Source organism: Sphaerisporangium sp. NPDC088356, assembly GCF_040685555.1.
Lineage (GTDB): Bacteria > Actinomycetota > Actinomycetes > Streptosporangiales > Streptosporangiaceae > Sphaerisporangium.
The window spans coordinates 1-25814 of record NZ_JBFBIK010000049.1; the positions used below are offsets into that span (position 1 = coordinate 1).

The 25814-nt window shown below is 70.8% G+C and carries 19 protein-coding genes; 10 read left to right on the forward strand and 9 right to left on the reverse strand.

Translation table 11 applies throughout. From position 1 onward, the window contains the following. A partial coding sequence (locus tag AB0O34_RS19390; RefSeq protein WP_363917056.1) for a zf-HC2 domain-containing protein occupies window positions 1–468 on the reverse strand: 468 nt, incomplete at its 3' end. Continuing rightward, window positions 465–1016, reverse strand: a complete 552-nt coding sequence (locus AB0O34_RS19395; protein WP_363917058.1) for a sigma-70 family RNA polymerase sigma factor — start codon at window positions 1014–1016, stop codon at window positions 465–467. The genes AB0O34_RS19395 and AB0O34_RS19390, both read right to left, overlap by 4 nt. Before the next feature lie 166 nt (window positions 1017–1182). Here AB0O34_RS19395 and AB0O34_RS19400 point away from each other — a divergent pair, with 166 nt between their 5' ends. Continuing rightward, window positions 1183–1824, forward strand: a complete 642-nt coding sequence (locus AB0O34_RS19400) for a DUF4142 domain-containing protein (RefSeq protein ID WP_363917060.1) — start codon at window positions 1183–1185, stop codon at window positions 1822–1824. 140 nt (window positions 1825–1964) lie between these two features. On the opposite strand, the gene AB0O34_RS19405 is transcribed toward AB0O34_RS19400, so the two are convergent. From AB0O34_RS19405 to AB0O34_RS19420, 4 genes are all read right to left on the reverse strand, one after another. Beyond that, window positions 1965–4361 carry a GMC family oxidoreductase gene (locus AB0O34_RS19405; protein ID WP_363917062.1) on the reverse strand — a complete coding sequence of 799 codons (2397 nt, stop codon included), beginning with the start codon at window positions 4359–4361 and terminating at the stop codon, window positions 1965–1967. 2 nt (window positions 4362–4363) lie between these two features. After that, window positions 4364–5464, reverse strand: a complete 1101-nt coding sequence (locus tag AB0O34_RS19410; RefSeq protein ID WP_363917064.1) for an alpha/beta hydrolase — start codon at window positions 5462–5464, stop codon at window positions 4364–4366. Window positions 5465–5594: 130 nt separating this feature from the next. Beyond that, window positions 5595–8507 carry an AAA family ATPase gene (locus tag AB0O34_RS19415; RefSeq protein ID WP_363917066.1) on the reverse strand — a complete coding sequence of 971 codons (2913 nt, stop codon included), beginning with the start codon at window positions 8505–8507 and terminating at the stop codon, window positions 5595–5597. A gap of 275 nt (window positions 8508–8782) precedes the next feature. Continuing rightward, window positions 8783–9490, reverse strand: a complete 708-nt coding sequence (locus AB0O34_RS19420) for a helix-turn-helix domain-containing protein (RefSeq protein WP_363917068.1) — start codon at window positions 9488–9490, stop codon at window positions 8783–8785. A gap of 123 nt (window positions 9491–9613) precedes the next feature. Here AB0O34_RS19420 and AB0O34_RS19425 point away from each other — a divergent pair, with 123 nt between their 5' ends. After that, window positions 9614–10810 carry a cytochrome P450 gene (locus AB0O34_RS19425; protein ID WP_363917070.1) on the forward strand — a complete coding sequence of 399 codons (1197 nt, stop codon included), beginning with the start codon at window positions 9614–9616 and terminating at the stop codon, window positions 10808–10810. Window positions 10811–10825: 15 nt separating this feature from the next. Then, window positions 10826–11017, forward strand: coding sequence for a (4Fe-4S)-binding protein (locus AB0O34_RS19430; RefSeq protein ID WP_363917072.1), 192 nt, complete (start codon window positions 10826–10828; stop codon window positions 11015–11017). A 64-nt stretch (window positions 11018–11081) separates the two neighbouring features. Here AB0O34_RS19430 and AB0O34_RS19435 read toward each other — a convergent pair whose 3' ends face one another. Both AB0O34_RS19435 and AB0O34_RS19440 read right to left on the reverse strand, forming a co-directional pair. Continuing rightward, the gene (locus AB0O34_RS19435) at window positions 11082–11537 is read right to left on the reverse strand and encodes a hypothetical protein (RefSeq protein ID WP_363917074.1); all 456 of its coding nucleotides are present in this window, start codon (window positions 11535–11537) and stop codon (window positions 11082–11084) included. Then, window positions 11534–11962 carry a hypothetical protein gene (locus AB0O34_RS19440; RefSeq protein ID WP_363917076.1) on the reverse strand — a complete coding sequence of 143 codons (429 nt, stop codon included), beginning with the start codon at window positions 11960–11962 and terminating at the stop codon, window positions 11534–11536. Before AB0O34_RS19440 ends, AB0O34_RS19435 begins: the two co-directional genes overlap by 4 nt. Before the next feature lie 206 nt (window positions 11963–12168). On the opposite strand from AB0O34_RS19440, the gene AB0O34_RS19445 reads away from it, so the two are divergent. The 7 genes from AB0O34_RS19445 (at window position 12169) to AB0O34_RS19475 (ending at window position 22133) form a co-directional block, all read left to right on the forward strand. Then, on the forward strand, window positions 12169–13875 hold the full coding sequence (locus AB0O34_RS19445; RefSeq protein WP_363917078.1) for a DUF1996 domain-containing protein: 1707 nt from the start codon (window positions 12169–12171) through the stop codon (window positions 13873–13875). A gap of 313 nt (window positions 13876–14188) precedes the next feature. Beyond that, window positions 14189–15568 carry a cytochrome ubiquinol oxidase subunit I gene (locus AB0O34_RS19450; protein ID WP_363917080.1) on the forward strand — a complete coding sequence of 460 codons (1380 nt, stop codon included), beginning with the start codon at window positions 14189–14191 and terminating at the stop codon, window positions 15566–15568. Continuing rightward, on the forward strand, window positions 15568–16581 hold the full coding sequence (locus AB0O34_RS19455) for a cytochrome d ubiquinol oxidase subunit II (RefSeq protein ID WP_363917082.1): 1014 nt from the start codon (window positions 15568–15570) through the stop codon (window positions 16579–16581). Before AB0O34_RS19450 ends, AB0O34_RS19455 begins: the two co-directional genes overlap by 1 nt. A gap of 16 nt (window positions 16582–16597) precedes the next feature. After that, on the forward strand, window positions 16598–17644 hold the full coding sequence (locus tag AB0O34_RS19460; protein WP_363917132.1) for an iron-containing redox enzyme family protein: 1047 nt from the start codon (window positions 16598–16600) through the stop codon (window positions 17642–17644). Next, complete coding sequence (locus tag AB0O34_RS19465; protein WP_363917084.1) at window positions 17641–18630, forward strand: glycosyltransferase; 990 nt, start codon at window positions 17641–17643, stop codon at window positions 18628–18630. Before AB0O34_RS19460 ends, AB0O34_RS19465 begins: the two co-directional genes overlap by 4 nt. 85 nt (window positions 18631–18715) lie before the next feature. Further along, window positions 18716–20599: an ABC transporter ATP-binding protein gene (locus tag AB0O34_RS19470; RefSeq protein ID WP_363917086.1), complete on the forward strand. Its 1884-nt coding sequence runs from the start codon at window positions 18716–18718 to the stop codon at window positions 20597–20599. A gap of 49 nt (window positions 20600–20648) precedes the next feature. Next, window positions 20649–22133, forward strand: a complete 1485-nt coding sequence (locus tag AB0O34_RS19475; protein ID WP_363917088.1) for a cryptochrome/photolyase family protein — start codon at window positions 20649–20651, stop codon at window positions 22131–22133. A gap of 98 nt (window positions 22134–22231) precedes the next feature. Here AB0O34_RS19475 and AB0O34_RS19480 read toward each other — a convergent pair whose 3' ends face one another. Next, window positions 22232–25621 carry a hypothetical protein gene (locus tag AB0O34_RS19480; protein ID WP_363917090.1) on the reverse strand — a complete coding sequence of 1130 codons (3390 nt, stop codon included), beginning with the start codon at window positions 25619–25621 and terminating at the stop codon, window positions 22232–22234. Window positions 25622–25814: the final 193 nt, after the last annotated feature.

Genomic DNA, 25814 nt, shown 5'->3' on the forward strand with positions numbered 1-25814 from the left:
CTGGGCCGTGGCCGTGCCGGTGACCCCGATCACCAGGGCGGCGGCGACGCCGAGCCACATGGCCTTGCGGCGCCGGCCCCGTGCCGCGGCGAGCTCGTCGTGCGGCCTGTCGGCGCGGGAGGCCCGGCGATGGCTCCGGACGGGAGGCCTCTGAGGCGGATTAGGCGACCACAGGTCCCTCACCACGCCGGTGGGAGTGGAGCCGTTCACGGCCCCGTTGGTCCCGTACCGCGCGCCGTTCACCGCACCGTTCACCGTGCCGCGGGCCGCGCCGTTGACCGTGCCCTTCATGCCGCGCTTTATCACGTCCAGCGCGTCGGGCAGCTCGTACATGTCTCGTAGCTCGTCCTGGCAGCTCGCGCAGTCGAGCAGGTGGAGATCGAAGGCCTCGGAGTCCTCCTTGTTGAGGGCTCCGAGGATGTAGGCGGCCACCTCGACGTGAGGGGGTGAATCCATGAGACCGGTCACCCCCTCTCCTTCTCCTTCATCGTCTTCTGGAGGGCTCGAAGCGCGTAGTACACCCGGGACTTGACCGTCCCTGGCGGAACTCCCAGCACCTCTGCCGCTTCATTGATCGTACGGTCGTGGAGGTAGGTCTGCACGAGCGCTTCCCGGTGTTCCTCCGAGAGGCTGTACAGGGCCTCCGATACCACCATCGCCGACAGCATCGGCTCAGACCCGTCGGGTATGGCGACGCTGTCAAGCCTGTCAGGCTCGACCTCTTGCGGACGCACCGAACGCTGACGGTGGGCGTCGATGACGATCCTGCGGGCGACGGTCATCAGCCATGCCCACAGGAGCCCTGGCTCCCTGTTGAGCTTGCCCGCGTTCCGCCACGCGCGGAAGACCGTCTCCTGTACGACATCCTCTGCCCATTGCTGGTCGCCTCCAGTCAATCTGCGCACGTTGCGGAGGAGGGGACCGCCGAACTCGCGGTAGAGCGTTGTGACCAGCTGCTCTTCCGAGTCGTCGTGGACTTCCTCCGGTAGGGACCGGACGCTGCGATGACGCTGCACAGGCACATGGTGGCAGTGCATCAGGCGTCACGTGAGCAAATTCGGCAACTTCCGTAAGATTCGAAAATCTCACCACATTGGTTGAACCGTCGGCGATTTCCCCCCGTACCTCCTCCTGACAAGCGCGCCCGAGGGATCACGGGACACGAAAGGGAGAGAGCATTCGGTGAACCGACTTCAACTCAGGTCCATGCGGCTCCTCGAGGTTCTCGCGGCGATGACCTTCCTGGTCATCGCCACGGCGGCGGTTTTCATGATCGCGCCGAACGGCATCACCTCCGCGAGCGGCGACTCCCCCTCCGACTGGACCGACACAGAGTCGGGCCCGCTCGGGCCGGCGGACCGCGACTTCCTGGTCAGAGTCCGGCAGGCGGGGCTCTGGGAGATTCCGACCGGGCAGCAGGCTCAGCAGCGGGCCGGGAGCGCGCGGGTCAAGGAGGTCGGTCAGATGCTGGTGGCCGACCACACCAAGCTCGACGAGCAGGTGCGGGCCCTCGCGGCCAAGCTGAACGTCGAGCTGCCCAGCACGCCCAACGCCGACCAGCAGGGGTGGATGGCCGAGCTGTCCACCAAGACCGGCCAGGACTACGACAAGACCTTCGCCGACCGTCTGCGTGCGGCGCACGGCAAGGTGTTCGCGGCGGTGGGACTGGTCCGCGCGGGCACCAAGAACTCCGAGATCCGCGCCTTCGCGCAGGTCGCGGTCGACGTGGTCATGAAGCACATGACCCTCCTCGAAAGCACGGGCAAGGTCGACTTCGCGGCGCTGCCCACGCCCCCGCCTCCCTCCCCTAACCCCTCCAAATAGGGGACGAAGGCGTCAAGAGCCATCTGTTTCACCTAGGTACCGCGTCGACCGCGACCGGCGCCGCCACCCCCCAGGGCCGGCGGCCGATCGGCGGGGGATCCACCTCCCTCTCACCGATCGGCCGCCTCGGGGTTTCCGCCTCACCCCGGTCCGTAGACGTCCCAGAGCTGACCGACGAAGAACCTCCCGAACCGGGCCAGCGCGGCGATGCCGTGCGGGCCCTCGGTGTCGAAGCTCTTCAGGGTCGCGGCGAGGTCCATGGGCTGGATGTGCAGCGTCCCCGCGCCGGCCACCACCGCCCCTTCGTCCTCGCCCTCCGGCACGTGACCCCGCAGCAACCGCGTGTACAGGGTCGAGGTGTCGAGCCACAGCCGTGTGGCGGGCCCGTGGTGTACGTCCTTCTTTCCGGCCAGGGTGCGCGGCTGGTCGTCGCCGTCGGTGAACCACAGCCGGTAGCGCATCTCGCGCCGGTCAGGCGTGTCGCCCGGCGCGAAGAGGTTGAACCAGCCCCGTTCGACCGGACGCCGGCCCCCGCAGAAGGCGGCGTCGATCCAGCCCTCGGCCCGGGCGAGGTGCTCGGGCTCGGAAAGGAAGCGGTCCACATCGTCGACGTTGATGGTGAGCCGGAACGAGAACCGGTCACCGTCCGATCGCCCGGCCATCTCCCCCGAACGAGGGTCGGTCACCCCGAGGGCGACGAATCCGCCCATCTCCTCAGTGAACGACAGCGAAGTACGCTCGACGGGCTCGCCCGCCACGAGGCTCAGCGCCTCCTCGGACGGGGCGGTGCCCACCCATCCGGTTCCCACGGTCATCGGAGCCTGTCCTTCTTTCCTGTGCTGTGTCCCCACAGGGTGCTTTTCGAGTAGCCGGGTGCACATGCGGTCGGCGAGCGCCGCTATGGTCAGCGACGGGTTGGCGCCCACAGGCCCCGGCAGGGCGGCGCCGTCGGCGATGTACAGCCCGGGATGGTCGAAGACCTCGCCGTAGGCGTCGCAGACGCCCTCGCCGGGGTGACGTCCCATCGGCACACCGCCGAGCGGGTGAACCGTGATGATGCGCTTCCCGAGCCACGCGGGCAGGCCCGACTGCTCGGCTCCGAGCACGTCGGAGATGCGCCGCATGGTCGCACGCAGGCGTTCGAAGTACTCCTCGCTCGCCTGCGAGCTCCACCTGACGTCGAGCTTGCCGTCGCGCAGCCGCAGCTCCCCGTCCGGCACGTCCCTGCCCATGCCGAGCAGCGGAAGCGAGCTGCCGGAGAGCTCGCCGTCGCCGACCAGGTCGGCGATCTCCGCGGACAGGTTGGTGTCGTGCGTGACGAAGGCGCGCAGGCGGTCGGCGATGAAGCGGGCGGCGCGCCGGATCTCGTGCCCCACGTCGGCACCCTCGACCAGCCAGTCGATGAACGCCGGGTAGCCGCCGTCCTCGATGTAGGCGCCCCGGCCGCTGTCGCGCGTGCCGTCGGCATCGTCGGCCAGGCGGATCGCGCTGGTGATGACCGGGCCCCGGCTGGCGTTGATCGTGCGGGTGCGGCTGCGGTCCTTGGCCCGCAGCAGGAACGTGAGCAGGTCGCCGTTCCCGGAGAACCGGCTGCCGAGCGTGCCGCTGAGCCCGGCCAACTGCGCACGGCTCCGCAGCAGGAGGAACGTCGTGCCGTACGTGCCCGCGGCGAGCACCAGCCGGTCGCAGCTGATGACGCGCGGCCCCCTGTCGGGGTGGTACTGGCGGTAGCTCACCTCGTAGCCGCCGCCCACGCGCGGCCGGATCGCCCGCACCTCGTGGAGCGTGCGCAGGTCGGCGCCGTGGTGGCGGGCCGCGGAGAGATAGGTGTGGTCGAGGCTGTTCTTCGCCCCGTCGTTGCAGCCGATGTCGCACTCGCCGCACAGCCGGCAGGTGCGGCGCGGCACGCCGTGCAGGTTGCCGTACCCGGGCTCGGCGATGGGGAGCCCGATGCCCGGCTCGGCGCCCCGGATGGGGGAGAAGCTGATGGCCAGCGGCGGCAGCCGCCAGTCGAGCCCCAGCTCGGCGGCGGCGTCCTGCATGGCCCTGGTCTTCGGCGTGTCGGAGTAGACCGGGTGGTCGAGGGGATACGGCGTGGCGCCGATCATCTCCTCGACGGCGTCGTAGTGGGGGTCGAGATCGTCCCGCGCCACCGGCCACGACTCGTACCCGCCGGCCGCCAGCGGCTCCTCGTGCACGAACCAGCGCTCGTCCTTGCGCATCATCACGTTCGCGTAGATCAGCGAGCCCCCGCCGAGGCCGCTGGAGACCACCGAGTCGCAGCCGCCGAAGCTCCACACGTCGTACATGCCGTAGTGGCCCTCTTTGGGATCCCAGAAGGCCTTGCCCATCTCGGCGGGGCTGCGCGGGAACATGCCGGGCGCGTAGGCACGGCCCCGCTCCATGACCACCACGGACAGCCCCGCCGAGGCCAGACGGTAGGCCGCGACCGAGCCGCCGAAGCCCGAGCCCACGACCAGCACGTCGACGTGCTCTCTCTCGCGGGCGCCCCTACGCGCCCTTCTCGCCGTGCTCATGCTCAGCCCGCGTTGCGCTTGAGGAAATCGAGGATGCGCGGGAACACGTCCACGTGGGCGTTCTTGCCGATGAGCGGGTCGATGTGCCCGTACCCGGCCAGAACCTGGAGCTCGTGGCGGCCGGGGGCGCGTTCAGACAGGAGCCGGTGGCAGAAGATGTTCGAGTCGGTGAAGACGTCGTTGTGGTCGCCGGTGAGGAACAGCACGGGCGTCTCGACGTCGTCGGCGCGATCCAGGTAGTCGTCCGGCAGGCCGGCGTGAGCCGGGTTGCCGGGGTCGCACTTCACCGCGTGACCGGCCCGCACCATCTTGTTGATGTGCCGGTAGTAGTTGACGTCGGACGCGCCGTTCAGGTCGGCGAGGCGCTCGTGGACGTGGGTACGCGGCGAGAGGTTGTGATGGCGGTACATCGCGGGGTGGCCGCTGCCCCACATGAAGCTCTGCATGTGGCAGGCGGGCTCCTTGCATTCCGGGTGGAAGAACGAGACCGCCCGGGCGAGCAGCCAGCGCCGGGTCAGCGGGGGAGCGTCGTGGAACCTCGGGTCGAGGTAGGACAGGCCGAGCGCGTACTCAAGGAGGAGCGGTCCAAGGGCCAGCTTGACGCGGGCCCGCGCGGGCACCCGCGGGGTCAGCCCCACACTGTTGGCGACCATGCTGGTGACGCCCTCGACCGCTCCTCCGAACAGGCTCATCTGGAACGACACCGACCCCAGGCAGTGCGCTATGACGTGGATCCGCCGTGCCCCAACGTGACGGCGGAGCTCCTTCATGGCTGCCGGGTGGTCGTAGGCGGCGATGTCGTCCAGGGTCTGCCGCCGGGTCTCCATGTTGTAGGGGAACCGGTTGCTCATCCGGAAGTCGAGCGTCCAGACGTCCCCGAAGCCGCTGTCCAGCAGGTAGCTCACCAGGTTGCGGTGCTCCGGCATGATGAACATGTCGCTGGACGACGTCAGCCCGTGGACCAGCAGCACGACGTCGTCGGACTCCTGCGCGAGGAACCTCGTAAGTGTCAGGCCGAGCTCGTCCTCGGTCGGGAAAGGATGCACCGACACCTCGGCGCCCGACACGCCCTCAAGCGTGTACCGCGGTATGCCGTGCTCCATCCGACCGTCCTCCTCGTGACCCGCTCCAACAATGCCAAGCGCCCGGCACGTACGGCATCGTGGAAACCCCGTACATAAATCCGGGGAACCCCGTACCTGGAGCAGGGGATTCCGTATATGAGACTCCGATTCAGGGGTTTCGGTTCAGCTTGGTGGCGACTCCGACCCGCGAGCCGACGCCGAGCTTGGCGAAGACGTGGGACAGATGGGTCTCCACGGTGCGGACGCTGAGGAACAGCTGCTCGGCGATGAGCTGGTTGGTCAGCCCCTCGGCGACCAGCGTGGCGATCTCCAGCTCCCGGGGCGACAGCCCGTACGGCGCCGCGCCCTGCCCGGCCTGCCCGGCGGATCCCGAAGAGGAGACCCGCACGCCGAGGCGGCGGAGCTCGCGTACCGCCTGGGCCTCCAGCCCACGCGCGCCGCAGGCGTGGAAGACCCCGGTCGCCTCGCGCAGCCGCTCGCGGGCCGGGCGGCGCTCGCCGGCCTCGCCGTGGGCCAGGCCCGCCACCAGCAGCGCCCGCCCGGCGTCGAGGCGCCGCTCCCCGGCGGCCAGCAGGACCGAGGCCTCCCCGGCGAGGAGCGCGGCGGCGGCGGGGTCGGCGGCGCGCAGGGCGTGGGCGCGGGCGAGCGGGATCAGGCCCGAGAAGACCGGCAGGTGGGGATGGGCCAGCGAGGCGGCCCGCTCGGCCCACCCGGCGGCGTCCTCGCTCCGGCCCCGCGCGGCCTCGGCGTGGGCGAGCAGCTCGCAGCTGGCCAGCAGCGTGCCCCGGTCGAGGCGAGGTTGGTCGAACCCGGTGCAGGCCTCCAGGATGGCCTCGATGCCCTCCTCCAGCCGCCCGCCGGCGACCAGCGCCACTCCCAGGGCGTGCCGCGCCATGTCGCCCCACGCCTCGCCGCCGCCGACGCCCGCCCGGATGGCCTCCTCGCCGGCGCGCAGCCCGGCGTCGTGGTCGCCGGTCCAGACGGAGCCCTGGCAGAGCTGGGTGAGGGCGAACACCAGCTGCTGTCCCGACTCCAGCAGCCGGGCCCCCTCGACCGACTCCTCGACGGTGGCCAGCGCCTCGGGGAGCCGGCCGAGCGCGATGAGGGTGCGGGCCTTGCCGGCGAGCAGGTTGGTCAGAATGTAGGTCTGCCCGGTGGAGCGGGCGACGGCGGCGGCGCGCTCGAAGTGCCGCAGCGCCACCGAGTAGCGGCCCATGTTGGTCTCGGCCCAGCACAGCCAGGCCACCGCGTCCAGCCACTCGGCCAGGTGCTCGTCCAGGGCCATGGTGATGAGCCGGTCGGCGGCGTCCGCGCTGCGCAGCGCCTCCTCCATCCGCCCGGCGGCGTACGCGGGCATCGGCCGCAGGGCCGCCACCGCCATGGCGAGGTCGGGCTCCCAGTCGTCGCCGGAGTCCGGCATCAGGTCGAGCACCGCCTGCGCGGCGCGGAAGTCGACCCGCATCATGCTCTCGGCGACCAGCCGCATCCGCAGGGGAATGGCCACGGCGGCGCGGGGGTCGGGCATCCGGCGCAGCTCGTCCAGCAGCAGGGCGCGCGCCTCGTGCGGCCGGTCGAGCTGGCGTTCCATCAGGGCGCACATGCGCGCGGCCCTGGCCCGGCGGGCGTGGTCGTCCTCGGGGAGCAGGCGCAGCAGCTCACGGGCGGTGTCGCGGCCCTCGGTGAGCCGGCCGCTGACGCCCTGGGTCCGGCTGAGCTCCATGAGCAGCTCCAGGCGCTCCTCCAGCGTGCCCGGCTCCTCGGGCATCAGGTCCAGTGCCTTGCGCAGCCAGTGGGCGCAGGTGACCGGCGCCTGGGCGGCGACCGCGCGGGCCGCCTCCACCAGGGTGGCGACCGCACGCTGGTCGCCGAAGGAACCCGACCGCTCGAAGTGGTGGGCCTGGACGGTGGCCGGCGCGCCGAGGGAGGCCAGGTGGGTGGCGAGCCGGGCGTGGGCGGCCAGCTGCCAGCCCGCCGCGGAGGACTCGTAGGCGGCCCGCCGGACCAGGGGGTGGCGGAACCGGAACCGGCCCGCCGCCGCGGGGCGGACGATGTCGCGGGCGACCAGCTCGTTGAGCGCCTCCAGCGCGGTGGCCTCGGAGACCTGCGCGGTGACGGCGGCCATGGCGGGCTCGAACTCGTCGGCCGTCACCGCGGCCGCCTGGGCGACCAGCAGCGAGCCGGGGGACAGGTCGCCGAGCTCGACCTGGAGCGCGGCGCGCACGGTCGGAGGCAGCTCGCTGACGTCGAGCCGGCTCATGCGGGCGAGCGCCTCCAGGTAGAACGGGTTGCCGCCGCTGGCCTCGTACAGCGCACGGCCGCGCGTGCGGCTGACGCTCGGACCGAGGAACTCCTCCACCTCGGACTGGTTGAGGGGGCCGACCGTGACCTGCCTGCCGTGGCCGCCGGCGCTGACGAGGGACGCGAGGCGCGGGGTGACCTGGGCGGGACGGTAGGCGACGCTGACCAGCACCTTGCCGCGCGGCGGGTGGCGGACCAGGTGGTCGAGGAACTCCGCCGAGCTGTCGTCGGCCCAGTGCACGTCGTCCAGGATGAGGGCGAGCCCTGCCGGGCCGGCCATCTCGTCGATGAGCTGCCGCAGCGCGCGGTAGAGCCGGTAGCGCACCATGCCGCTCTGGTCGGCGTCCTCGGCACCGTCGGGCGGCTCCGGCATCTTGGCGGCGAGCGCCGGGAACACGCTGGCGAGCTGCCGGGCCTGGCCCGCCCCGAGCTGTTCTGACAGCTCGTCGCGGTGGGCCTCCAGGTGGTCGTCCAGGGCGTCGATGAGCGCGCTGAACGGCATGATCTGCTCGAACTCGGCCGCCCTGCCCCACAGCGTGGTGAGCCCCCGGCTTCTGGCGAGCGAGGCGAGCTCGGCCAGCAGGCGCGTCTTCCCGGCGCCCGGCTCCCCGACCACGGCCAGGAACTGGAAACCGCCGGTGAGCGTCGCCTCGACCGTCTGGGTGAAGGAGCGGAGCGCGTCGAGGCGGCCGACGAGCGGGACCCCGCCGGTGAGGGCCGTCTCGGAGCCCTCGCCGGACGGCAGAGTCTCACGACTGTTCATGTCTGTACCCCACAGCGAGACGGAACACCACGAACAGCCGCGCCGCAATCCAATTCCGCTAGGGACTTGACGCGGGACTCCCGAGGGGGCGCGATGTTCACGGTCGAGGGCTCACCAAGCTGACACCCCTCGGAGAATGATTTTGTCGTAAAACAGGCTGGTGGCGAGCCGATCACCCCGATCAAACCCTTTCGGCCCAAAACGCGCGCCGTATCACCCCATCGGTTACGCTTTTGTAGCGAACCTGCCTGCTGTACGCGGCGTCTCGCGAGTGCCTAGGGGCGGCCGGCGGTCGCCGCCTTCTCGGACGTGCCGGTCGCCGCCTCCTTGGACGTGCCGAGCGAGCCCAGCCCGTTCATCGCGATGTCGACGCCCCTGCGCACCGCCGCCCACCTCATGGCAGGCAGGTCGCCCCGGTCCATGCTGGCGATGGCCGCCATCTTGGCCGCTCCCACGAACGCCCCGACGGCGACGGCGGCCTCGATGGGGTCGAGCTCATCGGGGTAGGCACGCCGCAGCGCCTCGGCCAGCTCCCGCTGGACGTCGAACAGCAGGTGCAGCGCTCGCGCCTGGAGCGCCGGGACCGCCATGATGAGGTGCATGCGCGCGGGGGTCATCTCCAGGGCCGTCTCGGTGTCCTCGGCGACCTGGCCGTCTTCGGGATCCCTGGACTCCGCACCGCCGAAGCCGAGCGTGGCCTCAGCGACCCGGAGCAGGAGCTCGACCACCGGCTCCGAGGGCCGCCGGCCGGCGATGACCGCGCGGGCGCGCCCGACCCGCGTGCGCGTGTCGAAGAACACGACGTCTTCCTTGCTCGCGAAGTAGCTGAAGAACGTGCGCGTCGAGACGTCGACGGCCGCCGCGATCTCGGCCACGGTCGTCTCCTCGAACCCCTTCTCCTCGAAGAGCCGCATGGCGGACTCGATCAGCGCTCGGCGTGTGCGCAGCTTCTTGCGTTCCCTCAGACCGGGACCATGGCCCATGGGGCGACTTTACTGCATCCGATGTTTTCTTTCACCCATTGCAATTTCAAAGAGGGTACTGTTTTCTGTGACTACAGGAAAGGGCGTCAAGTTTCGACCGCTGTCAATTCCAAGGAGCGCGTCATGACCAAGGCAATGCCCGAACCGGTCACTCTTCCGACGTCACGGGCGAACCCGGTAGACCCCCCGGACGACCTGCGGAGATGGCGTGAGGAAGGCCCGATCAGGCCGATGCTCTACGCCGACGGCCACGTGGGCTGGCTGGTGACCCGGTACGACACCGTGCGCGCGGTGCTCGCCGATCCGCGCTTCAGCACCCGCATCGAGCTCCTGCACCCGCCGATCGGCAACCGGCTGAGGCAGGCGGGGTTCAGGAAGCGCCCCGGGTTCTTCCTGCGCGAGGACCCGCCCGAGCACACACGCTTCCGCAAACTGCTCACCGGCCAGTTCACCGTACGCCGCATGAAGCAGCTGGAGCCGAGGATCGAGAAGATCACCTCCGACCGGCTGGACGCCATGGAGATGGCAGGCTCGCCCGCCGACCTGGTGGAGCAGTTCGCGCTGCCCATCCCGTCCCTGGTGATCTGCGAGCTGCTGGGCGTGCCGTACGCCGACCACCACCGGTTCCAGCGCGACTCGGCCAAGCTGCTGAACCTCGCCTCGACGCCGGAACAGGTGCAAGAAGCGGTGGACGGCCTGGTGGAGTACCTCCACGACCTCGTGGTCAGCAAGCGGGGCGAGCCGGACGACGCCCTGATCAGCGGGCTGGTCGCCACGGGGGAGCTCAACGACGAGGAGATCACCGGCGTGGCGGTGCTCCTGCTCGTCGCGGGCCACGAGACCACGGCGAACATGCTGGCCCTCGGCACGTACACGCTGCTGAACAACCCTGATCAGCTCGCCGCCCTGCGCGCGGACCCGTCCCTGGCCGAGAGCGCCGTCGAGGAGCTGCTGAGGTTCCTGACGATCGTCCACATCGGCCCGGTGCGCACGGCCCTTCAGGACACCGAGCTGGAGGGCCACACGATCAAGGCCGGTGAGTCGGTGACGCTCTCGCTCGGCGCGGCCAACCGTGATCCCGAGCGCTTCGACGCCCCCGATAGGCTGGACATCACACGTCAGGCCACGGGCCACGTCTCGTTCGGTCACGGCATCCATCAGTGTCTCGGTCAGCAGCTCGCCCGCATCGAGATGCGCATCGGATACCCGGCCCTGCTGCGGCGCTTCCCGGACCTGCGCCTCGCCATACCGAGCGAGGAGGTCTCGATGCGTTCCGACATGGCAATCTACGGCGTTCACCGGTTGCCGGTCGCCTGGTAGGAGGTTTCCCAACTGATGCGGATCAAAGCGGATACCGATGTCTGCATCGGAGCCGGGATGTGCGTGCTCACGGCTCCGGAGGTGTTCGACCAGAGCGAGGAGGACGGCACCGTGCTCGTGATGGACGAGGAGCCGTCCGCCGCGAAGGAGGCGGGCGTCCGCCGCGCCGTGCAGGTGTGCCCGTCCGGAGCCCTGTCCATCTCCTGACACTCCTGCGCACTCCGCCGTCCCACGCGGGGCCGTGCCGTTGCCGGCGGTGCGGCCTCGCGCGTCACGGCATGGGCATCGTGTGCTCTCCGGGCGGCATGGTGTGGCCCTGCGGCATCGGCTCGCCGGACGGCATCAGGTGCCCGCCCATCTTGACGCTGCCGCCGAGCGTCGCGCGGAAGGACTCCAGCATCTCCCGGGTGTTGCCGAGGACGATCCAGCGCGTGCCGATGAGGTACGCGCCGCCGTAGCTCAGCGCGTCGTCCAGCCACTCCTGCTTGCCCTTCTCCGTCGCGAAAGTCGTGACGGAGTACTGGCCCTTCGAGGTCCTGCACACGCCCTGCCGCAGCTCGTCCGCCTCGACCTGCATCTGAGGCTTCGCGCAGCCGGTCCTTGCCGCGATCTCCTCGACGGTGGCGGGGCCGCCGGTGGCGCCTCGCGCGGTGCCGCACCCGCCGATGGCCGCGAGGGCCAGGGCGGCGCCGAGCAGCGCGGCCGTACGCCTGGCCCGGCCCGTCATGGCGCGGTCGTCTCGATGTTGCCGCCGACCTTCTCGCTGAAGGACTGCAGCACCCCCGGGTCGTTGCCCGCGATGACCCATCGCGTGCCGACGAGGTAGTTACCGCCCCACTTCTTGGCCTCCTCCAGCCACTCGGCCTTGCCCTTGTCGGTGGAGAACGTCGTGACGGTGTACTGGCCCTTGCCGGTCTTGCACACGCCCTGGCGTAGCTCCTCCGCGTCGGTCTGGACCTGGGGTTTGGCGCATCCCGTCTTGGTGGCGAGCTGCTTGAGGGTGGCCGGCGGCCCCGGGTTGGCCGCGGGGGCGCCGCCCGCCGCGAGGGAGGGATTGTCCGAGGTCTCGCCGCCACCGCAGCCCGTGACGAGCGCGAGGGCGAGGGCGGACCCGAGAAGGGCGGTCGCGCGCGTGAGGCTTGGGCGTCCCATGGCAGATCTCCGATCCAGTGTGCCTGCAGAAGTCACCGTCAGCGGGTACGCAGGACGCGCGGGTTCGGTTCACCGTGTTACGCATGGGTCAGGTGTGAACAAAAGTTTTCCAGGATGGTCGAACCCTTTCGGTCCGTGCCGCGTACCTCGTGACGATGGGGCACCAACCAATGCCGCCATGAGCACGTACTCCGGGAGGAGTTCGAATGATCCGAATGCAGCAGAGACGGCGGTTCAGGCCCGTCCTGAGTGTCCTTGCCCTGGGTGGGGCGGGGGTCGGTCTCGTCGTGGCGAGCCTGGCTCCGGCTGGGCAGGCGATCAGTGCGGACGGGTCGCTGTCGGCCCTCACCGTCAGCGCCGGCTACAGCCTTGTGAGCACTGTGAGCACCGGCGCGCCCGAAGAAGGACAGAACGGGGAGACCCCCGCGGCCGCGCCTTCCGAGGCGTCGAGCCCTTCTGGCGAGGCCGGCCCGTCTGAGACGCCCAGCGCGACCGACGATCCCGCCGCCTCCGGGGACCCCGCCGCCTCGGAGTCGCCCAGCGCCCTGGCGAGGACCGGCGCGGGCAACGTTCGTACGGTGAGCTGCCCGTCGGTCGCCGAGAGGCTGACCGACGTCCCCGCCGCCGCCGAGAACGAGGTGAACCGGAACCTGGCGACGATCGACCGGCAGATCGCCCTGGCGAACCAGCGGCTGGCCAGGATCGGCTCCCGCGCGAGCAACAACCTGATCCGCAACGCGGTGCTCAACCCGCTGCGGTTCCAGCGCTCGTTCACGATCAACCGCATCGGGACCGCCCTCCGGCGCGCCGGCATCCGGGCCGACCTGCGGAACCTGACGTCGTGCACGGTGCAGAACGGCGCGGGCGGGCAGTCTCCGTCTCCGAACCCCACGGCCACCGCGACCGGCGACCCCTCCGCCTCGCCGTCGCCCAGCGACACCGCGAACCCCACGGCCGACCCCACCGCGAGCCCGACCGGCTCGGGTTCGGCCTCTCCCTCGGCCTCGCCCAGCGCCACGGCGACCGGCGGCGCGACCGGCCCCTCGCCCGACGACTTCGTCGACATCCGCACCGTCCAGCCCAACGCCAACAAGCCCCGCAACCAGCAGGGCGCGTCGAGGGGCACCTTCGTCTCCCGATGCGGGCGCAACGAGGACGGTCATCACAACTCGGACAACGTGATCGTCGCGCCGGGAGTCACCAACGGCGCCCACCACGTCCACGACTACGTGGGCAACAAGGACACCAGCGGCTTCTCGACCAACGACAGCCTCCAGGCGGCAGGCACCACCTGCTCCAACGGCGACAAGTCCACCCACTACTGGCCGGTCCTGCGCCTGCAGAGGGGCAAGGGGAACGACGCCGACAAGCCCGGCGGCGGCCTCGACGGCAACGTCGGCCAGATCGTGCGCCCCGCGAGCGTCACGCTGACGCTGAGCGGCAACCCCACCAGCAAGGTGGTCGGGATGCCGGTCTTCCTGCGCATCATCACCGGCGACGCCAAGTCGTTCACGAACGGCCCGACGAACGCCAACGCCCGGTGGACGTGCACGGGATTCGAGAACCGCCAGCTCAAGGACAAGTACCCGATCTGCCCGCGCGGCAGCCAGGTGGTGCGCCTCCTGCAGTTCCAGAGCTGCTGGGACGGTAAGAACACCGACAGCGCCAACCACCGCACCCACGTCGCCTTCACCGGGGCCGACGGATCGTGTCCCAGCGGGTTCCAGGCCATCCCGGCCCTGGAGCAGCGCATCACCTACAACGTGCCGCCCGGCCCGGGGTTCGCGCTCGACAGCTTCCCCGAGCAGCTCCACAAGCCGGTCACCGACCACGGTGACTTCATCAACGTGATGTCCGAAGCGCTGATGAAGCAGGCCGTGGACTGCATCAACGGCGGCAGGCGCTGCGGCTGACACTTGCCCCATCTATCGGATAAATCGGGATAAATCTGGACAAGCGCGCAATAGCGTCGCCCCGCGAGGTGCCACTCGCGGGGCGACGCGTTTGTGCCGTGGCCTCGGCCGCTGGATGCGGACGCCGAGCCTGTGACGACGGTCTCTAGTAGTCGGGCGGAGTTAAATCCGCAACCGGCTTCCGGCAAAGGCCGAGGACCGCGCGCGACGCGCCGCCCAAGAAGCCGTTCTCCCGAACACCGACCGCTTAACCTGCAGAAACAGTTCACGCGTGCCCCGATCGGCGCGCCACGGGCGCAGCGGGAGGACACGGATGGCGACGTGGCGGTTGGCCCTCTCGGCGGTCGGCCCGGCTACCCCGGCGGACCTCATCGCGGCGCGCCTGCAGATGGCGCTGTCGCTCGGCTGGCACATCGTGCTCGCCTGCCTGGGCGTCGGCATGCCCGCGCTGATGCTGATCATCCAATGGCGCGGCATACGCACCGGCGACGCCGACTACACCCGGCTCGCCCGCCAGTGGGCCAAGGCCATCGGGGTGCTTTTCGCCGCGGGCGCGGTGTCCGGCACGATCCTCAGCTTCGAGATGGGCCTGCTGTGGCCGGGGATGATGGGCACCTACGGCCAGGTGATCGGGCTGCCGTTCGCGACCGAGGGCATCGCCTTCTTCATCGAGGCCATCTTCCTCGGCATCTACCTGTACGCGTGGGGCCGCGTCCCGCCCAAGGTGCACCTGCTCAGCGGGATCCCGGTGCTGGTGGCCGGCACCGCCTCGGCGTTCCTGGTGGTGTGCGCGAACGCGTGGATGAACGCGCCCCGCGGGTTCACCCGTACGGACGGTGTGGTGAGACAGGTGAGCCCCTGGCGCGCGATGTTCAACCCGGCCGTGCTGCACGAGACCCTCCACATGATCGTGGCGGCCTTCATGGTGGCGGGATTCCTGGTCGCGGGCGTCTACGCCGCGGGCATGCTCCGGGGCCACCGCGACCGCTACCACCTGCTGGGGTTCCTGGTGCCCTTCACGCTGGCGGCGGTGTTCACCCCGATCCAGATCCTCGTGGGCGACTTCGCGGGGAAGCGCATCGCCGAGCTGCAGCCCACCAAGCTCGCCGCCGCCGAGGCGCTCTTCCGCACGCAGGCGGGCGCCCCGCTGAGCATCGGCGGGATCGTCATCGGCGACCGGCTGCGCTACTCCATCGAGATCCCCTACGGCCTGTCGCTCCTGGTGGGGCACAGCACCGACACCGTCATCCAGGGCCTCGACGCGGTGCCGAGGGCCGTCCGCCCGCCCGTCATGATCGTCCATCTGGCGTTCGACACGATGGTGGGGATGGGCTTCCTTCTCCTCCTGCTGTCCGCCTGGCTGGCCTACAACTGGTGGCGGCGGAAGGAGTTGCCCCGCTCGCGGTGGTTCCTGCGGGCGGCCGCCCTGTCGGGGGTGTTCGCGGTGATCGCGGTCGAGGCGGGGTGGACCGTCACCGAGGTGGGCCGCCAGCCGTGGACGGTGTACGGCCATCTGCGCACGTCCGACGCGGTGAACCCCGCTCCCGGCCTGTGGGTCGGCTTCGTGGTCGTCACGCTCGTCTACGCGGTGCTCACCGTCGTCACCCTCTACGTCATGCGGCTCATCAGGTGGAGCGAGAGACCGGTCGCCCCCCAGGAGCGGGAACGTATCCACGAGCCGGAGACGTCCTGATGGACACCGCGCAGATCGTGCTGGTCGTGATGTGGGTGGGGATCACCCTGTACGCCCTGCTGGCCGGGGCGGACTTCGGCGGCGGAGCCTGGGACCTGCTCGCCGGGCGCAGCCGTACGGGCATGGCGCGGCGCAAGCTCATCGAGCAGACGATCGGGCCGGTCTGGGAGGCCAACCACGTGTGGCTGATCTTCGTGATCGTGCTGCTGTGGACGGCCTTCTCAGGGGTGTTCGCCTCAGTGATGTCGACGCTGTACATCCCCCTGACGCTGGCGGCGCTCGGGATCATCGCCAGGGGCACCGCCTTCGCCTTCCGCAAGGCGGCCAGGGAGCTCTGGCAGCAGCGCCTGTTCGGCGGGGCCTTCGCCATCTCCTCGATCCTCACCCCCTTCTTCCTGGGGACGGTCGCGGGGGGGATCGCCTCGGGACGGGTGCCGCCGGGGCTGGCCAGGGGGAACATCTTCACCAGCTGGCTCAATCCCACCTCGCTGCTGGGCGGCGTGCTGGCCATCATGGTCTGCGTCTACCTCGCAGGGTCCTACCTCTGCGACGACGCGGTGGAGGCCGGACGTCCGGAGCTGGCGGAGTGGTTCCGGGCGCGGGCGCTGATCGCGGCCGTGCTCATCGGGGCCGTCGCGCTCGGCGGCATCGCCGTGCTGCGCTTGGACGCCCCGCAGTTGTTCACCGGGCTCACCCACCGGGCGCTTCCCCTGGTCGTGGCCGGGGCCGTCTTCGGCGTCGGCTCCCTGATCCTGCTGTGGCGGCGCGTCTACCCGCTGGTCCGGGCCACCGCGATGCTGGGCGTCATCACCATCCTGTGGGGATGGGCGCTGGCGCAGTATCCCGTCATGCTCCCGCCGTCGCTGACCTACCGCCAGGCCGCCGCCGAGCCGGCGGTGCTGACGGCCACCCTTGTCGTGACCGCCATCGGAGTGGCGCTGATCGCGCCGTCCATGACCTGGCTGCTCGCCGTGCAGCGGCGGGCGCTGCGCGACGCCGGCACCCCGGAGTGAGAGTCGCTTGGAAACCGTGGACATCATGAACCTGGAAGAGGCAGGGAAGACCGTCACGGCGCTGCCGGAGCCTCGGGGCCCGGTCAGCGCCTTCCTGTTCGAGCGGCTCGTACGGCCGCCGCACGACCTCGGCGAGCCGGTCGAGCCCTCCGCCGATCCGGTCCCGCGGGACGAGGATCTCCAGATCGCCCTCTTCGCCTGCTACGAGCTGCACTACCAGGGCTTCGACGAGGTGGACGACCGGTGGGAGTGGCACCCCTCGCTGCTGAGCCTGCGCGAGACGCTGGAGCGGCGGTTCGAGCGAGGACTGTCCGAGGTGGTCCGCCGCCCGCCGCCGGTGCCGGCGGCGGAGCTGCCGAGGGTGCTAGGGAGGCTGGCGGCGGCGGCCGACGACGGCCCCCCGCTCGCGGACTACCTCAACCACGAGGCGGGCCGGGCGCACTTCCGCGAGTTCGTGGTCCACCGGTCGATCTACCACCTCAAGGAGGCCGACCCGCACACCTGGGGGATCCCCCGGCTGCGCGGTCACGCCAAGGCGGCGCTGGTGGAGATCCAGGCCGACGAGTACGGCGGCGGGCGCACCGAGCGGATGCACGCCGAGCTGTACCGCGCCACGATGCGCGGTCTCGGCCTGTCCGACTCCTACGGCGCGTACCTCGACCGGGTTCCGGCGATCACCCTGGCCGTCAACAACGTCATGTCGCTCTTCGGGCTGCACCGCCGGCTCCGGGGCGCCCTGCTCGGCCACCTGGCGGCGCTGGAGATGACCTCCTCGCTTCCCAACGCCAAGTACGGTCGCGGCCTGCGGCGGATCGGGGGAGACGCGACCGCCGCCCGCTTCTACGACGAGCACGTGCAGGCCGACGCCGTCCACGAGCAGATCGCGGGGTACGACATGTGCGGGACGTTCGCCGCCGCGCATCCGTCCATGGCCGGGGACATCCTGTACGGGGCCGCGTGCTGCCTGGCGCTCGACCGGCTCTTCGCCGAACATGTCATGAAATCTTGGGAGAACGGAGCCACGTCACTCCGGGGCGGCGGCCTGGCGGCGGAACCCGGATGATCGACCTCGACTACGTGCTGCCCCTCAGGTGGCGGGGCGACGGCAACCTGGAGGAGATGACCGCCTACCTGCGCCGGCTGAGCGCGCACGTCCGGGTCGTGGTCGTCGACGGTTCGGCCCCGGAGCTCTTCGAGCGGCACGCGCGCGCATGGGGGGACTTCGCCGACCACGTACGGCCCGACGGCGACCTCGACTTCGTCAACGGCAAGGTCACGGGCGTCACCACGGGCCTGCGCCGGGCACGGGCGGAGCACGTGGTCATCGCCGACGACGACGTCCGCTACGACGAGGAGACGCTCGCTCGCATGGACGCCCTGCTGGCCGGGGCCGACCTCGTGCGCCCGCAGAACTACTACCGCCCGCTGCCCTGGCACGCCCGCTGGGACACCGCCCGTACCCTGCTCAACCGGGCCTTCGGCGCCGACTACCCCGGGACGTTCGGCGTGCGCCGGTCGATCTTCCTGGCGATGGGCGGGTACGACGGCGACGTGCTGTTCGAGAACCTCGAACTCATCCGCACGGTGCGGGCGCACGGCGGGCGTGAGTGCCGTCCCCGCGACCTCTTCGTCCCGCGCGTGCCGCCCGGCCTCGACCGGTTCCGCGCGCAGCGCGTCTGGCAGGCGTACGACGACCTGGCGCAGCCTGCCCGCATGGCGTTCTTCCTGCTGGTCCTGCCCGCCGTGACGGCCGCGCTCCTGCGGAGGCGCCACCGCGCGGTCCTCGCGTGCGCGGTCCTGGCGGTCGTGCTCGCCGAGATCGGCAGGCGCCGGGGTGGGGGCAGCCGCGTCTACCCGTTCACCAGCGCCCTGCTCGCTCCAGGCTGGGTCCTTGAGAGAGGGGTCTGCGCCTGGGTGGCCCTGGGTGCCCGGGTCAGCGGGAGGGGCATCCCCTACTGGGGGCGGCGGATCCAGGTGGCGGGGCATTCGGTCGCGCGGCTCAGAAGGAGCCGTCCCGCCGGCAGGGCCCGAAGCTTGACATCAACTTAAGTTGAGCTCCTAAGGTCGGGGCATGTGTCACCGGCGACCGCCCGGTGATCTCTATCGAAGCCGACCCGGGATCTGGTGGTACGTCATGGACATGGAAGTGACCGCGTGGCATTCGTTGTACAGCGCGATGAACGCGCGGGACGATCGGCGGCCGTTGTCCATGGCCACGTTGCGGCGCATCGGCGGCTTCGCGCGGTCACACCGCCGGATGCTGGCGTGGTTCCTGGTGCTCAGCGTGGTGTCGGCGGTGCTGGCGGTGGCGACGCCGGTCCTCGCGGGCCGCGTCGTCGACGCGATCGTGCACCGCTCGGCCCTGGAGACCGTCGTCGGCCTCGCCGTGCTCATCGCGGGCATCGCGCTCCTGGACGCGGGGCTGGGGCTGGTCACGCGCTGGTTGTCGGCGAGCATCGGTGAAGGGCTGATCCTCGACCTGCGCACGGCGGTGTTCGACCACGTGCAGCGCATGCCCATCGCCTTCTTCACGCGGACCAGGACCGGAGCGCTGGTCAGCCGCCTGAACAACGACGTCATCGGCGCGCAGCGGGCGTTCACCAACACCCTGTCCGGAGTGGTGAGCAACGTCGTGACGCTCGCGCTCACGCTGGTCGTGATGATCGGCATCTCCTGGCAGGTGACCCTGATCGCACTGGTGCTGCTGCCGGTGTTCGTGCTGCCCGCACGCCGGATGGGCTCGCGCCTGGCGCGGCTGGAGCGGGAGGCGGCCAACCACAACGCCCTCATGAGCACCCAGATGACCGAGCGCTTCTCCGCGCCGGGCGCCACGCTGATCAAGCTCTTCGGCAGGCCCGCGAAGGAGTCGTCGGAGTTCGCGGCCAGGGCGCGGCGGGTGCGCGACATCGGGGTCCGCACGGCGATGGTGCAGTCGGTGTTCGTCACGGCGCTGACTCTGGTCTCCGCGCTGGCGCTGGCGATCGTCTACGGTCTCGGCGGCTTCTACTCCCTGCGCGGCCAGCTGGGGGCGGGCGCCGTCGTAGCGCTCGCGCTGCTGCTCACCCGGCTGTACGCGCCGCTGACAGCCCTCGCCAGCGCGCGGGTCGAGGTCATGAGCGCGCTGGTGAGCTTCGAACGCGTCTTCGAGGTGCTGGACCTCAAGCCGCTGATCGCGGACAGGCCGGACGCCCGCCGCGTCCCTGAGGGGCCGGTTTCGGTGGAGTTCGACGACGTGGTCTTCGGCTACCCGGCGGCCGACAAGGTGTCGCTGGCCTCCCTCGAAGAGGTGGCCACCCTGGACACCAGGGAAGGGGCCGAGGTGCTGCACCGGGTGTCGTTCCGCGCCGAGCCGGGCCAGATGGTGGCCCTGGTCGGCTCGTCCGGTGCGGGCAAGTCGACGATCGCGCAGCTCACGGCGCGGCTCTACGACGTCGACGCCGGCGCTGTGCGGCTGTCGGACGTCGACGTCAGGGACCTGTCCGCCGAGTCGATCCGCGAGACGCTCGGCATGGTCACGCAGGATGGGCACCTGTTCCACGAGTCCGTCCGCTCGAACCTCCTGCTCGCCCGGCCCGAGGCGTCGGAGGAGGAACTGTGGGACGTGCTCCGCAGGGCACGGCTGGAGGACCTGATCGCGTCGCTGCCGGACGGGCTGGACACCATCGTCGGGGAGCGCGGCTACCGGCTCTCCGGCGGCGAGCGCCAGCGGCTGACGATCGCGCGGCTGCTGCTGGCCCGCCCGCGCGTGGTGATCCTGGACGAGGCCACGGCCCATCTCGACTCCACGTCGGAGGCGGCGGTGCAGGAGGCGCTGGGGGAGGCGCTGGCCGGGCGGACCGCCGTGGTCATCGCGCACCGGCTCTCCACCATCAGGGCCGCCGACCTGATCCTGGTGATCGAGGACGGCCGGGTGGTGGAGCGCGGCACGCACGCCGCCCTGCTCGCCGCCGGAGGCCGGTACGAGGAGCTCTACCACACCCAGTTCGACCAGCCCACCGTCCCCGAGCCGGTGCACTGAGCTCTCTACCCCAAGTGACCTGCGGAAACGACTGTACGAAGATGGGGGCATGGGGGATCACGGCAGGCGATGGCTCTTCGCCGACCAGCTCGGCGACCACTTCCTCGACTCCGCCGAGCAGCCGGTGCTGCTGGTCGAGGCCCGGTCGGTGCTGCGGCGACGGCGTTTCCACCGTCAAAAGGCCCACCTGGTGCTGTCGGCGCTCCGCCATCGCGCGGCCGAGCTTGGCGAGCGGGCGACGTTCCTCAGGACCGGGACCTACGGCGAGGCGCTCGACCGGGTGGGCGGGCCGCTCACCGTCTGCCATCCCACCAGCTACGCGGCCGACGCGTTCGTACGGCGCCGCGACGAGGTGACCGTGCTCCCCGCGCGTGGTTTCACCAGCACCGCCGGGGAGTTCAAGGCCTGGGCGGACGGCAGGGGCGATGGGCGCAGGCTGCTGATGGAGGACTTCTACCGCGACGCCCGGCGCCGCCTCGACGTGCTCATGGAGGGTGACGGGCCGGCCGGAGGGCGGTGGAACTTCGACGCCGACAACCGCCTCCCGCCGCCATCGGATGGGATGAAGGTCCTCGGGCCGTGGCGGGCCGAGGAGGATGAGATCGACGAGGAGGTGCGCCACGACCTCGACCGCTGGGAACGCGAGGGGGAGGTCGCCTTCGTGGGGCGTGACGGGCCGAGGACCTTCCCCGCCACCAGGGCGGAGGCGCTGCGGGCACTGCGGCACTTCGTCGCCCACCGGCTGCCGGTGTTCGGGCCGTACCAGGACGCCATCCTGTCGGCCGACCCCGTCATGGCCCACAGCATGCTCTCCCCGGCCGTCAACCTCGGCCTGCTCGATCCCATGGAGTGCGTGCGCGCCGCCGAGGACGCCTACCGGTGCGGGCGGGCTCCCCTCGGCAGCGTCGAGGGGTACGTGCGGCAGCTCATCGGCTGGCGTGACTACATCTGGCACCTGTACTGGCACTTCGGCGAGGGGTACCGGGAACTGAACCGGCTGTCGGCGCGCACGCCCCTGCCCGGGTGGTTCGCCGATCTGGACGCCGACGCCGTGGAGGCGCGCTGCCTGTCGTGGGCGCTGCGCCAGGTGCGCGACACGGGGTTCACCCACCACATCGTGCGGCTGATGGTGCTCGGCAACTACGCGCTGCAGCGCGGGTTCGACCCGGCGCGGCTCACCGACTGGTTCCACCGCAGCTTCGTCGACGGGTACGACTGGGTGATGGTGCCCAACGTCGTGGGCATGTCCCAGCACGCCGACGGCGGCATGCTCGCCACCAAGCCCTACGCCGCGGGCGGCGCGTACATCAATCGGATGAGCGACTTCTGCGGGGGCTGCCGGTACCGTCCCACCCGGCGGACCGGCGAGGACGCCTGCCCGTTCACCTCGGGCTACTGGTGGTTCGTCGCCCGCAACGAGGAGCGCCTGGCGGGCAACCCGCGCACGGCCCGCAGCGTGCACGGCATGCGGCGGCTCGCCGACGTCGACGAGGTGTGCGCCCAGGAGGCCGAGCGGGGGGACGCGCCACCGTAGCCGGCCCGTCCAGGCGTTCATGCCGGGCGAGGAGGGCGGCACGATGACGCGCCCATGGCCTGGCCGGGGAGGCGCACCGTCCTGACGCGCCGGGCGGGTCAGCCGCCGAAGGGGGGCAGGGTCTTGCGAGCCGCCTCCAGGTCGTCCGCGGACCCGGCCCCGCCGTCCGCGGCGAGTCGCTCGTACAGGCGGACGCGGTTGCGCATGCAGCGGAGTCCTTCGGTCTGCTTGCCGTCATCCCAGTACGCGTAGGCGAGGAAGTAGAAGGCGCCGGCGAGCTGGGGCCAGTAGGCGTTCGGGGTCAGGCCGGAAAGGTCGGGATAGCCGGGCACGGCGGGGACCCCGGCGAGCTCCTGGTAGATGGCGACGGCCCGCTCACCGGCCCGCTGGGCGCCGGGCAGGTCCGGCGTGCGGAACATCGTCTCCTCGACCAGCACCTGGGCCAGCATGGCCTTGTAGCCACCCGGGTCCGAGGCGGCCAGCTCGTCCAAGATCTTCACTCTCTCTCGCATGGTCTTCAGTCCATCCTCGTGTCGGTTCGCGTTCCATAGGTCCCAGGCGAGCTCGTAGAGCGCCTGAGCGCGGTCCAGCAGCGGCCGCGGGCACTGGACGTCGTTGTCGTGGCGCACGGGGTTCAGCGGGTCGCGGAAATCCAGCACCAGCGGGGCGTCGCACCCCGTGGTGCGGATCTCGAGGTACCCGTCATGGCCGTGCGGCGCCTTCAGGTACGGGCCGTCGACCAGCGGCAGGCCGCGGAAGTCCTCCACGACGGGCTGCCCGTCCATGTGGTGCACGATCGGCAGGTACGCCACCCCCGCGGGCCAGAGGCGGTACGTGAAGCTGTGGTCGTCGGCCGAGTTGAACACGTAGTGGTCGCCGACGGCGAGGCCGGCCGGCAGCGTGGAATTGCGCTCCCTGGTCCGCTTCGCGAACTCGTCGAAGCCCATCGGCGAGGCTTCCATCGCATAGAAGAACCCGACGTTCTCGGGAACGGTGACCAGTGAACCGGGATTCGCGACCGGCGCCCGGTACGCGGCCACCCAGAAACCCAGCCGTCCGTAGCCCGGCAGGTCCTGGTCGAGGTTCAGGATCACCCAGGGGCCGTCCTTGGGTGTGTGGGTGAGATCGCACCACTTGTCCAGCCCGCGCAGATTGGCGCCGCACGCGAAGCCGCGATGCACGCCGTAGTTGGTGGCCCCCCGGTTGTCGGGGTAGACGTCCAGCCGGATCACGTCCTCGAACCGCACGTCGGCGCGGGTGGGCAGCAGCGTGGTCGACTGCACGGCGCCGACGTTCTTGAACGACATCAGCTCGTCGTGTCCGTAGCCGCTGTTGACGAACATGCCGCCGGCCGTCAGCAGGAACGAGGGGGAGCTGTAGTAGATCTCGATGCCACCGGCGGGCGGTTCCGGTGACGCGAGCAGCGGCGTGCCGCCGAAGCCGCGGACCGCCGGTCGTTCTCCGTGGTAGAGCCAGTGCTGCACGGCCTCGGTCTTGGTAAGGGCGTGCACGTACGCCGCGGCGGGCGGGCGGTAGGACGACAGGCCGGCGATCAGCCCTTCGGTGGACCACTGGAACTGGATCCACTCGCCTCCGGTCCCGTCCGGGTTGACCGGGCCGGTGTAGGCGAGGAAGAAACCGAACTGCGGGTCGGCGGAGAGCACGAGGTCGTTCCGCGGGGCACCGGGACCGTTGACGTCCGACACAAGTCTCCTGAACGGTCCCACCCGGCGGAGCCTGTTGCTGGACACGGCGAACTTCACCGTCGTGTAGTCGAGCACGATCCGCGCCGCCGTCCGCACCCGGGGGTCGGAGGAGAACTCGAACAGGTTGATCAGCGCGTTCAGTGAGTAGCGCTGGTAGGGCCGGGCGTTGTACTCGTGGAAGTCGTGCTTGGCGATGGTGTGCAGGTAGCCGAGCAGCCAGTTCGCCAGCCCGTTCGCCTGGTTGTCGTACCTCGGGTCCTGCGTCCGCGAGAACAGGAACTGGTTGGTGAGGTACCGGCTCGACTCGATCAGGAGGATGTGGTTCTCCGACTCGGGCGGGTCGAGGCATTCGAGGAGGCTGAGCGGGGGAGGCAGCAGCGACTCGAAGTCGCAGCACACCTCCTTGGTCTCGATGCCCACGTCATGGCCCCCGCTGAGCGTGAGAAGCTCGTGCGTCACGTGGTCGTCCACCTCGGGCGTGAGCAGGTCGCCGTACCGATGGACGATGGTGATGAGACCCTTCAGGAAGGTGTCGTACTCGCCCTTCGTCTTGCAGACCCACACTCCGGCGAACTCCGTGGCGTCGGTGCCCACCTGTCCAGGCGTCAGGTCTTTCAGCACCTCGTTCACGAGGACGTAGCTGGGCAGTTCCCCAGGGGTGCGGTGGCCGGCGTCCAGGCTCAGGGCGTGGCAGCGGGCGATCAGGGCCGTGGCGAGGTCCTCTCCGGCCTTGGTGTCGCCCGGGACCAGCGTGCGCGAGGTGGCCGTGTAGTTCACCAGCGCGTCGACGCGGGCCTTGTGCGTCGCGAAGGCCCGCCCGGGCGTCCCGCCCCTCTCGAGCGGCTCCAGGTGGAGGTCCCGCAGGATGACGTTGACGTGGACACCGAACTTGCGGCCGACGAAGTCGGTGACGCGCACCATGTACGAGCCGGCCAGCCCCGGCGTGTAGCGGATCTGGCCCGAGCTGGCGCTCTGCCGGGCACACTCCAGCGTCGCGAAGGCCGACAGGGGCACCCGCTCGGTGTACACCGGCTCGGAGCCGCCCCCGTCGAAGTGGAACACCTCGACGATGGACTCCTCAGAGATGGCGCCTTCGATGAACCCCCAGTTGATCACGAGGGTCCGGCCCTGCTGGTAGGCCAGCACCGTCATGTGCGGCCCGAACTCCGGGTACGCCGCGACGGTGCCGCGCTCGAAGCGCTGGATGTGGTAGTCGCCCCCGCCCACCTCCTCCTCGGCGAGAGGATGGCCGAGGGCTCCGGCCCCGGCGCCCAGTTCGCTCCAGCGCTCCGCGATCACCCCTTGGACGGGGAAGGGCTCGCCGGCGGACGACTCCGGGGCGAGCCGGATCCGTACCGGGACCGTCCATCCTTGGATGCTCTCCTCCGGCCCGGAGTCGTCGCAGCCCTTGACGGTGAAGGCGTACTCCCCGTAGCCCTGCAGCCGGATCCGGCGCCTCCCGCGATCCGGCCGCCCGTGGATCGCGAAGTTCGCCTGACCCTGGCCCCGCCCGTCGAAGGCGACGTCCATCCGGAAGTAGTCGTAGGTGTACTGCTCGGCGATCACCCAGTCGAAGACCGCGTCCTTCCACAACCGGTACGCCATGACGACGGCCTTCTGGTGCTCGGACCAGCAGATCTCACCGTGCTCGAAGGTCTGGCGCCGCCCGCGCCCCTCCGCGTCCGTCTCCGGGCCGGTCGCGCGCCCGAGAGGCCCTCTTTCCGCGCCCGTCGCCCGCCAGCGGTCACCGATCCTCCCGCTCACCACGAACTGGTCGGCCATGACGGCGCTCTCCTCCAAGCCGCCCCGGGAACCCGCCGGCGTCGGGGGCGCGCGCCGGTGGCCGGCGGAGGTGCCCGCGCCGGGTCACTCCCGAAGCTAGGGCCGGTGAGCGCGAGGGGCATGAGTAGCCCCCTACCTATGTCCGCGTCAGTGCCCGGGAGTTCGCCCGCCGGGCCGGCACCAGCGCCAAGAG

Bases quoted from the DNA above. Each gene is read 5' to 3' on its own strand.
- AB0O34_RS19405 (WP_363917062.1), bottom strand. From the start codon at position 4,361: ATGAGCACGGCGAGAAGGGCGCGTAGGGGCGCCCGCGAGAGAGAGCAC.
- AB0O34_RS19410 (WP_363917064.1), bottom strand. From the start codon at position 5,464: ATGGAGCACGGCATACCGCGGTACACGCTTGAGGGCGTGTCGGGCGCC.
- AB0O34_RS19415 (WP_363917066.1), bottom strand. From the start codon at position 8,507: ATGAACAGTCGTGAGACTCTGCCGTCCGGCGAGGGCTCCGAGACGGCC.
- AB0O34_RS19420 (WP_363917068.1), bottom strand. From the start codon at position 9,490: ATGGGCCATGGTCCCGGTCTGAGGGAACGCAAGAAGCTGCGCACACGC.
- AB0O34_RS19425 (WP_363917070.1), top strand. From the start codon at position 9,614: ATGACCAAGGCAATGCCCGAACCGGTCACTCTTCCGACGTCACGGGCG.
- AB0O34_RS19430 (WP_363917072.1), top strand. From the start codon at position 10,826: ATGCGGATCAAAGCGGATACCGATGTCTGCATCGGAGCCGGGATGTGC.
- AB0O34_RS19435 (WP_363917074.1), bottom strand. From the start codon at position 11,537: ATGACGGGCCGGGCCAGGCGTACGGCCGCGCTGCTCGGCGCCGCCCTG.
- AB0O34_RS19440 (WP_363917076.1), bottom strand. From the start codon at position 11,962: ATGGGACGCCCAAGCCTCACGCGCGCGACCGCCCTTCTCGGGTCCGCC.
- AB0O34_RS19445 (WP_363917078.1), top strand. From the start codon at position 12,169: ATGATCCGAATGCAGCAGAGACGGCGGTTCAGGCCCGTCCTGAGTGTC.
- AB0O34_RS19450 (WP_363917080.1), top strand. From the start codon at position 14,189: ATGGCGACGTGGCGGTTGGCCCTCTCGGCGGTCGGCCCGGCTACCCCG.
- AB0O34_RS19455 (WP_363917082.1), top strand. From the start codon at position 15,568: ATGGACACCGCGCAGATCGTGCTGGTCGTGATGTGGGTGGGGATCACC.
- AB0O34_RS19465 (WP_363917084.1), top strand. From the start codon at position 17,641: ATGATCGACCTCGACTACGTGCTGCCCCTCAGGTGGCGGGGCGACGGC.
- AB0O34_RS19470 (WP_363917086.1), top strand. From the start codon at position 18,716: ATGGACATGGAAGTGACCGCGTGGCATTCGTTGTACAGCGCGATGAAC.
- AB0O34_RS19475 (WP_363917088.1), top strand. From the start codon at position 20,649: ATGGGGGATCACGGCAGGCGATGGCTCTTCGCCGACCAGCTCGGCGAC.
- AB0O34_RS19480 (WP_363917090.1), bottom strand. From the start codon at position 25,621: ATGGCCGACCAGTTCGTGGTGAGCGGGAGGATCGGTGACCGCTGGCGG.